Annotated in this window: 10 protein-coding genes and 1 rRNA gene; 1 reads left to right on the top strand and 10 read right to left on the bottom strand. The window is 64.7% G+C overall.

Going from position 1 to position 11,730, the window contains the following annotated elements; all coding sequences use genetic code 11:
- Positions 1-24: 24 nt before the first annotated feature.
- The 7 genes from OUZ49_RS09020 to OUZ49_RS09050 all read right to left on the bottom strand — a co-directional run bounded on the left by OUZ49_RS09020 (position 25) and on the right by OUZ49_RS09050 (position 7,750).
- Positions 25-954 carry a septal ring lytic transglycosylase RlpA family protein gene (locus tag OUZ49_RS09020; RefSeq protein ID WP_266150017.1) on the bottom strand — a complete coding sequence of 310 codons (930 nt, stop codon included), beginning with the start codon at positions 952-954 and terminating at the stop codon, positions 25-27.
- The gene (gene mltB, locus OUZ49_RS09025; protein WP_266150018.1) at positions 951-1,964 is read right to left on the bottom strand and encodes a lytic murein transglycosylase B; all 1,014 of its coding nucleotides are present in this window, start codon (positions 1,962-1,964) and stop codon (positions 951-953) included. The genes OUZ49_RS09020 and mltB overlap by 4 nt, the downstream gene beginning before the upstream one ends.
- A gap of 89 nt (positions 1,965-2,053) precedes the next feature.
- Positions 2,054-3,172, bottom strand: a complete 1,119-nt coding sequence (gene rodA, locus OUZ49_RS09030) for a rod shape-determining protein RodA (protein ID WP_266150019.1) — start codon at positions 3,170-3,172, stop codon at positions 2,054-2,056.
- Complete coding sequence (gene mrdA / locus OUZ49_RS09035) at positions 3,169-5,187, bottom strand: penicillin-binding protein 2 (RefSeq protein ID WP_266150020.1); 2,019 nt, start codon at positions 5,185-5,187, stop codon at positions 3,169-3,171. Before mrdA ends, rodA begins: the two co-directional genes overlap by 4 nt.
- Positions 5,188-5,192: 5 nt before the next feature.
- A complete protein-coding gene (gene mreD, locus OUZ49_RS09040) occupies positions 5,193-5,678 on the bottom strand; it encodes a rod shape-determining protein MreD (RefSeq protein WP_266150021.1) in 486 nt (161 codons plus the stop codon).
- Positions 5,675-6,676, bottom strand: a complete 1,002-nt coding sequence (mreC, locus tag OUZ49_RS09045) for a rod shape-determining protein MreC (protein WP_266150023.1) — start codon at positions 6,674-6,676, stop codon at positions 5,675-5,677. Before mreC ends, mreD begins: the two co-directional genes overlap by 4 nt.
- A 27-nt stretch (positions 6,677-6,703) precedes the next feature.
- A complete protein-coding gene (locus tag OUZ49_RS09050) occupies positions 6,704-7,750 on the bottom strand; it encodes a rod shape-determining protein (protein ID WP_266150025.1) in 1,047 nt (348 codons plus the stop codon).
- Positions 7,751-8,008: 258 nt separating this feature from the next.
- Between OUZ49_RS09050 and OUZ49_RS09055 the strand changes: the two genes are divergently transcribed.
- Positions 8,009-8,944, top strand: a complete 936-nt coding sequence (locus OUZ49_RS09055; RefSeq protein ID WP_266150026.1) for a carbohydrate kinase family protein — start codon at positions 8,009-8,011, stop codon at positions 8,942-8,944.
- A gap of 54 nt (positions 8,945-8,998) precedes the next feature.
- On the opposite strand, the gene glpK is transcribed toward OUZ49_RS09055, so the two are convergent.
- The 3 genes from glpK to rrf form a co-directional block, all read right to left on the bottom strand.
- On the bottom strand, positions 8,999-10,498 hold the full coding sequence (gene glpK / locus OUZ49_RS09060; protein WP_266150027.1) for a glycerol kinase GlpK: 1,500 nt from the start codon (positions 10,496-10,498) through the stop codon (positions 8,999-9,001).
- Positions 10,499-10,568: 70 nt separating this feature from the next.
- Positions 10,569-11,129, bottom strand: a complete 561-nt coding sequence (locus tag OUZ49_RS09065; RefSeq protein ID WP_266150028.1) for a TIGR00645 family protein — start codon at positions 11,127-11,129, stop codon at positions 10,569-10,571.
- 483 nt (positions 11,130-11,612) lie between these two features.
- A 5S ribosomal RNA gene (rrf, locus tag OUZ49_RS09070) occupies positions 11,613-11,727 on the bottom strand.
- Positions 11,728-11,730 lie beyond the last annotated feature (3 nt).

The raw sequence follows: 11,730 nt of genomic DNA on the forward strand, positions 1-11,730 counted from the left end.
CGCAAAAATTCAAATTTCAATGCGTCAGTCTACCGCGACCTGCGGCCGGGGCAGACCCATGCCCTCGATGCGCGAGGTCACGTCGTCGGCCTGGTCCACGCTGGCAATCGGCCCGACCCGCACGCGACGGATGCTGCGACCGTTGATTTGGGCATCCACCACCTGTACCGGCGCAAAATTGGCGACCCGCAACTGCTGCGCCACGCGCTCGGCGTTGCTCACATCGGAGAATGCACCCACCTGCAGGTAAATGCCTGGCCCCGGGCTGGCAGGCTTGGGCGCCGGCGGTGGTGGCGGCAGCGCCTGCGCCGAGAGCGGCTGGGCCGGATCGATCGCGCGCACTTCCACCAGGCCGGTGCCCTTGGGCCACACGCCGATCTTCACGGCAGCGGCATACGACAGGTCGATCAGGCGGTTTTCGTGGAACGGGCCGCGATCGTTGATGCGCACGATCACGCTCTTGCCGTTTTCCAGGTTGGTCACCCGCGCATAGCTGGGCAGCGGCAGGGTCTTGTGCGCGGCGGTGAACTGGTACATGTCGTAGTCCTCGAGGCTCGAGGTCTTGTACCCGTTGAATTTGTTGCCGTAGAACGAGGCGATGCCGCGCTCCACGTAGCCGCCGGGGCCAGGCAGCACCTGGTAGGTCTGGCCCAGCACCGTGTACGGCGACTTGTTGCCATACAGGGCGCGTGGTTCGACCTTGGGCACCGGCTCCGGCAGCTTGCTGACATCGGGCGGCGGGCCACCCGGCACGCTGTCGCTGCCGTCACGGTAGCGGCTGCTCTGCGGGCGGCTGGTGTCGTCCTGGAAGCCGCCACTCGACGCGCCGCCTGCCGACGACGACGTGCCACGCGCATGCGATCCACCCGAACTCGTCGTGGGGCGGGTCTTGCCTCCACTGCAACCCGCCAGCAGAACGATCAGCAGGAGTAGCAGCGCATGCCGCCATCTCATTGGCGGGCATCCGCCATGCGCACGCCCTCGGCAATCTCCTGCGCCAGCTCATGCACCGCCAGCGCGTACAACGGACTGCGGTTGTACTTGGTGATCACATAGAAATTCTGGAAGGTGAACCAGTACTCCATGCCATTGGCGCCTTCTAGCGACTGCAGGCTGGTGGGCGCGCCAGGATTGAGCGGCTGCGCGGAGGTGTAGCCCCAGGCTTCCAGCTGCTCCAGCGGCCACTGCGGCGAGGAGTCGCCCACCGAGATCGGCTTGGCGGCCGCATCAGCCTGGGCCGGCAAGGCCACCGGGCCACCGGTCTGCCAGCCGTGCTTGGCGAAGTAGTTGGCCACGCTGGCGAAGATGTCCGGCAGCGAATTCTTCAGGTCGATATGCCCGTCGCCATCGGCATCCACGCCGTAGTCGCGGATGCTGGATGGCATGAACTGGCCCCAGCCCTGCGCACCGGCGTACGAGCCAGTCAAGGTATCGATCGGGCCGCCCAGCTGGCTGGCCGGCAGTTCGAGCAAGGTCTTCAGCTGGTCGCGGAAGAAGGTGGCGCGTGGCGGGTAATACAGGCCCAGCGTCACCAGCGCATCGAGCACCTTGTACTTGCCGGTGTTGCGGCCATACGAGGTTTCCACGCCGATGATGGCCACGATGTATTCGGCCGGCACGCCGTACTGCTTGGCGGTGCGCTCGAGCAGATCGCGATGCTCGCGATAGAACGCCACGCCGTCGTTGATGCGCTTGTCGGTGAGGAAGATCGGCCGGTATTCCTTCCACGGCTTGCCTTCGGCGGGCCGACTGATCGCATCGAGGATGCTTTGCTGCTTCTGCGCGCGATCCAGCAGCGCGTTCAGCGCCTTGGGACTCTTGCCGGTGTCCTTGGCCACTTCGCTGACCAGCTGCGCCTGACCCGGGTGGACCTGGGCGCAAACCGGCATGCATACAGCGACGAGTAACAGGCCCAGCGAGGCAACGAGGCGACGAGTCGGGAGCGACGCGGGAATCGAGGGCATGAAGGACTTCGCTGTCGTGAACGGCTTCGCGCAAAGCCTAGCACGCGAATAGGCTCAATCCAGGCATTTGCCGCGCTTTTTTGCGCTGATCAGTCGTGCATCTTGCGATTGGCGAAGATCGACATCACCACGCCGAAGCCGGTCAGCAGCGAGACCGCCGAGGTGCCGCCATAACTCACCAGCGGCATCGGCACGCCCACCACCGGCAGCATGCCGGCGACCATGCCGCCGTTGACGAACACGTAGACGAAAAAGCTCATGCCGATGGCGCCGGCGAGCAGGCGCGAATAGGTGTCGCGCGCTTCCATCGCAATCCACAGGCAGCGGCCGATGATGAAGGCGTACAACAGCATCAGGCCGATCACGCCGACCAGGCCGAATTCCTCGGAAAACACCGCGAAAATGAAGTCGGTGGTGTGTTCAGGGAGGAAGTCCAGGCGCGACTGCGTACTGTGCTGCCAGCCCTTGCCGAACATGCCGCCCGAGCCCACCGCGATCTGCGACTGGATGATGTGCCAGCCGTTGCCCAGCGGGTCCGATTCCGGGTCCAGCAAGGTGCGCACGCGGTTGCGCTGGTATTCGTGCAGGAAATGCCAGGCCACCGGCACCATGCCACCCACCGCGGCGAGCAGGCTGCCGATCTTCCACCACGCCATGCCGGACAGGAACAGCGCGAACGCGCCGGCCGCCGACACTAGCAAGGCCGTGCCCAGGTCAGGCTGCTCGGCGATCAAACCGGCGGGAATGGCGATCAGGATGCCCACCACGATGATGTCTTTCCAACGCGGCGGCAGCTGCCTGGAGTGCAGGTACCAGGCCACCATCATCGGCATGGTGAGCTTGAGCAGCTCGGACGGCTGGAACGACATCACGCCCAGGTCCAGCCAGCGCTTGGAGCCGCTGCGCACCTGGCCCAGGGCCGCCACCACCAGCAGCAAGGCCACGCTGGCCGCGTACAGCCATGGCGTCCAGCTGCGCAGTACCGACGGCGGAATGCGCGAGATCAGCACCACCAGCAGGCCGCCCATCACGAAGCGGGCCGCCTGGCCGGTGATCATGGCCATGCTGCCGCCGCTGGCGCTGTACAAGGTCATCAGGCCGACCACGGCGAGCACGAACAAACCGAAAGCCAGCGGCAGGTCGATGCGCGGACGCGTCATCATGCGGCGCAGGATGCGCACCAGGCGGGCCTGGAGGGCGTCGATCATCGGTTGCCTCCGTCTTCCGGGGAAGCCGTGCTGGAAGGGTCGGCCGGCATCCCGGCGGGCATGTCGGCAGGCGTCGCCATCGGCGTGTCGTCAGGTTGTGCGGGTGCGCTGGAGGCTGACTCGACCCCGCTTTCCGGTGTCTTGCTCGGCGGCACTGCGCCACCCTGGGTCACGATCCATGCTTCCATCACCTTGCGCACGATCGGTCCGGCATCCGCCGCACCCCAGGCGCCCTCTTCCAGCATCGCCGCCACGGCGATGCGCGGCGCTTCGGTGGGCGTGTAGGCAATGAACCAGGCGCGGTGACGCGTGGCCAGGTAGGCCGTGTTCTTGTTGGTGTCGTATTCGTTGCCGCGGCGCGAGAAACGCTCGGCGGTACCGCTCTTGCCAGCCACGGTGTACGGGAAGCCCTTGAACACGCCGGCCTGGCTGGCGGTGCCGCCCGCGCCGTAAATCACCGCCTCCATGCCCTGGTTGATGACATTCCAGTTCGCGGCCTTGTGGATCACCGACGGTCCGCTCGGCGGATTAGCCAAGGGCACCGGGCGTTCCTTCACATTGGCCGTGGCCATCACCAGTCGTGGCGCGTAGGGCGTGCCACGATCAGCCAAGGTCGCGGTGGCATGGGCCAGCTGCAAGGTCGTGACGTTCCAGTAGCCCTGGCCGATACCCGCGATCACGGTTTCGCCAGGGAACCAACCAAACTTGCTGCGCGTGGCCTTCCATTCGCGCGACGGCAGGATGCCCTCGGCCTCGCCGAGCAGATCGACGCCCGACTTGTGTCCGAAGCCAAGGCCGCCCATCCAGCTGCTGAGCCGATCGATGCCCAGGTCCAGGGCAAGTCGGTAGAAGTAGGTATTGGTGGACTTTTCGATCGCCCGCACCATGTTGACCGTGCCATCGCCACCGCGCGTGTCGTCGCGATAACAGCGCTGCTGCCCGGGTATGCAGAACTCGCCCGTCGACAACACGGTGTCTTCCGGCCGGCGTACGCCGTATTCCAGGCCGCCCAGCGCCAGGAACGGCTTGACCGTGGAGCCAGGGGGATAGGCACTCTTCAGCGCACGGTTGAGCAGCGGCTTGTCTTCGGCCGTCATGTAGGCGGTGTAGTCGGCGCGGCCAATGCCATTGACGAACAGGTTCGGGTCAAAGCTGGGCACGCTGACCATCGCCAGCACCTGGCCGTTACGCGGGTCGATGGCGACGGCCGAACCCGGCCTGCCCGCGAACGCATCGGTGGTGGCCTTTTGCACGCGCAGGTCGATGCTGAGATACAGGTTCTTGCCGGGAATCGGCGGATGCGTCTCCAGCACGCGCTGGGTGCGTCCATCCGCATTCACCTCGACCAGTTCATAGCCCGGCGTGCCATGCAGGATGTCCTCGTACGACCGTTCCAGGCCGCTGCGGCCCACATGGCTGGTGCCCTTGTAGCGCTCCGGATCGAGCCGGTTCACGTCGTCCGCATCGATACGGCCGACATAGCCAACGACATGCGCGAACAGCGGGCCGAAGGGGTAACGGCGCGTGAGATAGGGCACGACGTCGACGCCGGGGAAACGCCAGCGATTGATGGCGAAGCGCGCAATATCATCCTCGGTCAGATGCATCTTGAGCGGCACGCTGTCGAAGCGGCGGTTCTGCCTGAGCTGCTTCTTGAAGGTGTCGATGTCATCGTCGCCGAGCGGCACCACCTCGCCGATCTGCGACAACATCGCCTTCATGTCGGGCACCTGCTCAGGCACCACTTCCAGGCGGAAGGCCGGCACGTTGTCGGCCAGCAGCACGCCACTGCGATCGAAGATCAGGCCGCGCGCCGGCGGAATCGCCCTGGGCTTGACGCGGTTGTTCTCCGAACGCAGCGCAAACTCGTCATGACGCTGCACCTGCAAATAGTGGTAGCGCACGATCAGCGTGCACAAACCAAGCAGGATCAAGGCGAACCCTGCCAGCGCGCGCCGCTGGAACAGCGCGCTTTCGCCGCGGGCATCTTTGATGGAGCGTCGTTTCAGGGCCATGGCCGTTACTGGATGCGCATGCGCATGCGCAGGTCGTCCATGAGCACGAACAGGAACGGCCACAAGGCCGCGCCGACAAACGGCGAAATCCACCAGGTGGCCGGCGGCAGCGCCTCACCGGCAAAGGTGCGCACGATCAACAGCAGGATGCGATCGTTCAGCAGCAAGGCCAGCACGGCCAGCGTCTGCTGCCACATGGGGAAGAAGCGCAGGCGCGAACGGAAGCGCAGTGCGATGAACACCAGCGCGCACAAGCGCATGGCCTGCTCGCCCAGCAGCACGCCGTCCAGCAGGTCGGCACAAAGACCGATGCAGAAGGCCAGCCCGAGGTTGACGCGATCCGCCGATTCCAGCGACCAATACAGCAGAAACAGCGCCGGCCAGTACGGCTTGAACGGCTGCAACGGCGCCGGCAGCGGAATCAGCATCGACACCAACGCAAACACCAGCGTGCCGACGAACCACAGCAGATTGATCCGTTGCTTGTTCATGGCTGCACCGGTGCGGCGCTAGCGGCAGGCGCCGGCGACACGCTCGCCTCGGCCGCACGCGGCGGCGGCGCGCTGGTCGTGGTGACGGCAGGCGTCGCGGGCGCCAGATCGGCGGGCGGCCCGGCCGGCGTTACCGGTGCGGGTGGGCCCGCGGGTTCGGCCTGGTCATGCAGCAACAGCACGTCTTCACTGCGATCCAGGTCCGCGGTGGGGCGCGCACGCGCCTCCAGGAACATGCCGGACGGCGACTGGTCCACGCTGAGAATTTCGCCCACCGGGAAGCCTGGCGGGAAGCGCCCGCCCAGGCCGGAGGTCAGCAGCTTGTCGCCGGCATGCACATCGGACGCCATGGAAATATTCGGCAGGCTCAGCAAATCGCCATCACGCAGGCCATAGGCCACGGTACGCAGACCAGTACGCTCGATCACCACCGGAATCGCGTGATCGGGGTCGGTCACCAGCATCACCAGCGAAGTCCGCGGCATCACTTCCACCACCTGGCCCATCACGCCGTGCGCGTCGATCACCACCTGCCCCGACTTCACCCCGTCACGCGCGCCAAGGTTGAGCAGCATGCGGTGGCGGCTCGCGCCAAGGTCGACGTCGATCACCCGTGCCAGCTGCACGTTGAGTTCCAGGCTGTGCTGGGTATCCAGCAGTTCCTTGAGGCGCTGGTTCTGCTGGGCCACCGCCGCCATGCGATTGAGCTTGGCATTGGCCAGCAGCAGATCCTCACGCAGGCGCTGGTTCTGTTCGGTCAACATCTTGCGATCGGCAAAGGCGACGCTGACCGTGCGCATGCCGGCGGCAGGCAGGCCGGCGAGTCGATACACGGGCTCGACCACCACCGAGGTGGCGTAGCGCAGACGCCAGATCCAGCCATTGCGATGGTCAAGCACCATCAGCACCATGGCCAGCGCCAAATACAGCATGAGCCTGAGCGTCCCGGCAACCGTGCCGGCGAACAGGGGCGAGGATTCCTCGCGCGCAAGCGCCATGGACTACCCCCTACCCGTGTCGGTGGCTTATTCGGGAGCGAAGAAGTCGCTGCCGTGCTGATCGATCAGCTCCAGCGCCTTGCCACCACCGCGTGCCACGCAGGTCAGCGGTTCGTCCGCCACCTGCACGTGCAGGCCGGTCTCCTCGGAGATCAGGCGATCGAGGTCGCGCAACAAGGCACCACCGCCGGTCAACACGATGCCACGCTCGGCCACGTCCGAGCACAGCTCGGGCGGGGTCTGCTCCAGCGCGGACTTCACCGCTGCCACGATGCCCGACAGCGGCTCGTGCAGCGCTTCCAGCACTTCGTTGGAGTTGATGGTGAACATGCGCGGCACGCCCTCGGCGAGGTTACGGCCGGAGATCTGGATCTCCTTGACCTCGCTCTGCGGGAACGCGCAGCCGATTTCCATCTTGATGCGCTCGGCAGTCGATTCGCCGATCAGGGTGCCGTGGTTGCGGCGCACGTAGTTGATGATGGCCTCGTCGAAGCGGTCGCCGCCCACGCGCACGGACTGCGAGTAGACGATGCCGTTGAGCGAGATCACCGCCACTTCGGAGGTGCCGCCACCGATATCCAGCACCATCGAACCGCGCGCCTCGTGCACCGGGATACCGGCGCCGATCGCAGCGGCCATGGGCTCTTCGATCAGGAACACGTCACGCGCACCGGCGCCTTCGGCCGATTCCTTGATGGCGCGGCGCTCCACCTGGGTGGAGCCGCACGGCACGCAGACCAGTACGCGCGGGCTGGGACGCAGCATGCGCGACTTGTGCACCTGCTTGATGAAATGCTGCAGCATCGCCTCGGTCATCGAGAAGTTGGCGATCACGCCATCCTTCATCGGACGCACGGTGGCGATGTTGCCAGGCGTACGACCCAGCATCTTCTTGGCGTCGCTACCCACCGCCGCGACGGCGCGCGGACCACCCGGGCCACGATCCTGACGAATCGCTACCACCGACGGCTCATTCAGGACGATGCCCTGGCCGCGCACATAAATGAGCGTGTTGGCGGTGCCAAGGTCGATGGAAATGTCGTTGGAAAAGAACCCGCGAAACTTCTTGAACATGTGTCCGCCGCGTGTTGGGCTGGTTAAAAAGTAAGCGGGCCAGTCTAGTCAGCAAACCCCCGTTTCGCAAGGACAATCTCGTTAAGAAAGCCTTTGTCTACGCGATGATATGCACGTTTTGAAGCTTCTGGACACGCGCGGCCTGGCGCAGGAAAGTCGCGGCCGGAGCGCGATATCGGTATCATCGGGCGCTTTGGGCAAGGTCGGGCGATAGGCGTCCCAGCCCCCATTCCATCTGCCAGGGAACATCCTCGCATCATGTCTGCCGTCATCTGCGGATCGCTCGCCTACGACACCATCATGGTGTTCCAGGACCAGTTCAAGAATCACATCCTGCCCGATCAGGTGCACATCCTGAACGTGTCGTTCCTGGTGCCTGCCATGCGCCGCGAGTTTGGCGGCTGCGCCGGCAATATCGCCTACAACTTGAAGCTGCTCGGCGGCGACCCCTTGCCGGTGGCCACCGTGGGCCAGGACTTCGCCCCGTATCGCGCGCATATGCAGAAGTACGGCATCCGCCTCGACTACGTGCGTGCGTTCGACGACCAATTCACGCCGCAGTGCTTCATCACCACCGACCTGGACAACAACCAGATCACCGCCTTCCATCCGGGCGCCATGCTCAGCGCGCATGAGAACCACGTGCGCGACATCCCGGAGATCAGCTTCGGCATCGTGGCGCCGGATGGCCGCGACGCCATGTTGCAGCACGTGAACGAGTTCGCCGCCCGCGGCGTGCCGTTCATCTTCGACCCGGGCCAGGCCATGCCGCTGTTCAATGGCGACGAATTCCGCGCCATGATCGAAAAGGCCACCTACGTCATCGTCAATGACTACGAGTCGCAGCTGCTGCAGCAGCGCACTGGCTGGAGCGCGCAGGAAATCGCCTCGCGCGTGCAGGCCTATATCGTCACGCAGGGCCCGCGCGGTTCGCTGATCCACGCTGGCGGCGTCACGCACGAGATTCCGCCGGCCCGCGAGCGCCAGGTGATCGATCCGACCGGCTGCGGCGATGCTTATCGCGCCGGCCTGATCTTCGGCATCATGGGCGGCAAGGACTGGCCGACCGCCGGCCGCATGGCCTCGCTGATGGGCGCACTCAAGGTCGAACATCCGGGCACGCAGAACCAGCACTTCGACTACGCCCAGTTCGCAGCCGAGTTCAAGGAACAGTTCGGTTACGCGATCGACTGATCGGAGTCGCAAGCGATTCACGACGAGGCCTCCCAGGTGGAGGCCTCGTTCGTTTCAGCTCACGCGAAATCCCATGGTGGCATTCACGGCGTCCAGCCAGCCCCGATAGAGGCGATCGCGTTCCGCGGCGGGCATGTTCGGCGTGAAGCGCCGATCGACTTGCCACAGGTTGGCGATCTCCTCGCAGTCGCGCCAGAAGCCCACGGCCAGTCCGGCGAGATAGGCCGCACCTAGCGCCGTGGTCTCCTGCACGCGCGGGCGCAAGACCGGCACGCCAAGCATGTCGCTCTGGAACTGGACCATGAAATCGTTGGCCATGGCGCCGCCATCAGCGCGCAACTCCTTCAAGGCGATGCCGGCATCGGCTTCCATCGCGGTCAACACATCGCGTGACTGATACGCCATCGATTCCAGCGCAGCGCGCACAAAGTGCTCCTTGCTGGTGCCGCGACTGAGGCCGAATACCGCCCCACGCACATCGCTGCGCCAGTACGGCGCGCCAAGACCGACAAAGGCCGGCACGACGTAGACGCCCTCGCTCGACGCCACGCGCTCGGCATAGGCCTGCGAATCGCTCGCCTTGCCCAACATGCGCAAACCATCGCGCAGCCACTGGATCACCGAGCCGGCGACGAAGATGCTGCCCTCGAGCGCGTACTCGGTGCGATCGCCCAGCTGCCAGGCAATGGTGGTGAGCAGGCCGTGTTTCGACGGCACCGCTTGCTCGCCGGTATTCATCAGCATGAAGCAGCCGGTGCCATACGTATTCTTGGCCATGCCAGGTGTGAAGCAGGCCTGCCCGAACAGCGCGGCTTGCTGGTCACCCGCGACACCCGCGATAGGAATGCTGGCCCCGAAGAACTGCGAGGGAGCCGTGCGCGCGTAGACTTCGCTGCTCGAACGTACCTCGGGCAGCATGGCGCGCGGAATATCCAACATGCGCAGCAGGTCGTCATCCCAGCAGCGCCGGTGGATGTCGTACAGCAAGGTGCGCGCGGCATTGCTGGCATCGGTGACGTGCGCCGCGCCGCCACTCAGGTTCCAGATCAGCCACGTATCGATGGTGCCGAACAGCAGTTCGCCGCGATCGGCCCGTTCACGCGCGCTTTCGACATGATCGAGGATCCAGCGCAGCTTGGTGCCCGAGAAATACGCATCGATCAGCAGACCCGTGCGTTCGCGCACGAGCGCTTCGTAGCCTTCGTTCTGCAGTCGCTCGCAGATCGCTGCACTCTGGCGCGATTGCCACACGATCGCGTTGTGCACCGGCTGCCCCGTCGCGCGATCCCACACCACCGTCGTTTCGCGCTGGTTGGTGATGCCGATGGCGGCGATCTCCGCCAGGTCCACCTGGGTGTTGGCAAGCAACTCGGTGATGGTCACCAGCACGCTGGTGAGGATGTCGCGCGGGTTGTGCTCGACCCAGCCCGGTTCGGGAAAGATCTGCGGAAACTCCCGCTGCGCCGAACCCACCACCGAACCCGCGCGATCAAACAGGACCGCGCGGGAACTGGTAGTGCCCTGGTCGAGGGCGAGGATGTATCGCTGTTCCACGCTGGGTCTGCTCCGCGGCCTGGTCGCTATACGAGTAAGCGTAGCAACAACCCGGCTGGCGCATATCGCGTCAGTGGCTTTCAGCCTTGGCGCCCGGCTGCATGATCCGATCGATGTAGGCCAGGGATAGCGCCGAAACCACAAAGGTCAGGTGCAGCAGGATCTGCCACATGATGGTCTGGCTGCTGAGCGAACCCGCCTTGATAAACGTGGCCAACAGGTGGATCGAGGAGATGCCGATGATGGCCATCGCCAGCTTCACCTTGAGCACCGTGGCATTCACATGCGAAAGCCACTCCGGCTGGTCGGGGTGCCCTTCAAGCTTCAATCGCGACACGAAGGTCTCGTAGCCACCAACAATCACCATCACCAGCAGGTTGGAGATCATCACCACGTCGATCAGTCCCAGCACCGTAAGCATGATGGTGGTTTCGGCGCTGTCCGCGACAGTGACGTCGATGCCGCCGTTGAACAAGGTGGTCGTGACCAGGTGCCACAGCTCGCGCACGAACTGCACGACATAGATCGCCTGGGCGACGATCAGGCCGAGATACAACGGCAACTGCAGCCAACGTGAAGAGAAAATCAGATAGGGGAGTGGACCGAGGCGGCTCTGGATGGGAGTCGTCATGAAATCATCGAAGCTCTGTGGGGGCTGATGATCTTCGCAAATTATTGCGATAACTGACACTGCGAGGATGGTGGACGTTCAGCGCGAGGCAAGCACTCGGTGACGTGGAGACTTCCTCACCGTCATTCATCCTTGATCGTTGTTCGTCCCTCAGCGTCGACTCTTCCTCGCCGCTCACTTGCCCTCACCGCCCCCCCCTCGCCGTCATCCCCGCGAAAGCGGGGATCCAGTGACTGTGCACGGAATGGACAACGCGCCTGATGTCGCGTGATGTTGCGCAAGTAAAAGGCGCTGGATCCCCGCGTTCGCGGGGATGACGGTGAGGTTTTGATGGGCCGTTCGGCAGCCGCCGATGTTGTCGAAAGCCCAAACGAAAAACCCCCGCAGCGTGAGCTGCGAGGGTTTCGTATCGAGCGGCGCGCAAAGCGCGAAACACACAAAGACAAACGCCTTCCCGGATGGGAAGGCGTTTGAGGATGAAGCCCCTGGCGGTGACCTACTCTTGCATGGGCAATGCCACACTACCATCGGCGCAGCTGCGTTTCACTTCCGAGTTCGGGATGGGATCGGGTGGGACCACAGCGCTATAGCCGCCAGGGAA

The sequence above is a fragment of the Dyella halodurans genome (assembly GCF_026283925.1).
GTDB classification, from domain to species: Bacteria; Pseudomonadota; Gammaproteobacteria; order Xanthomonadales; family Rhodanobacteraceae; genus Dyella; species Dyella halodurans.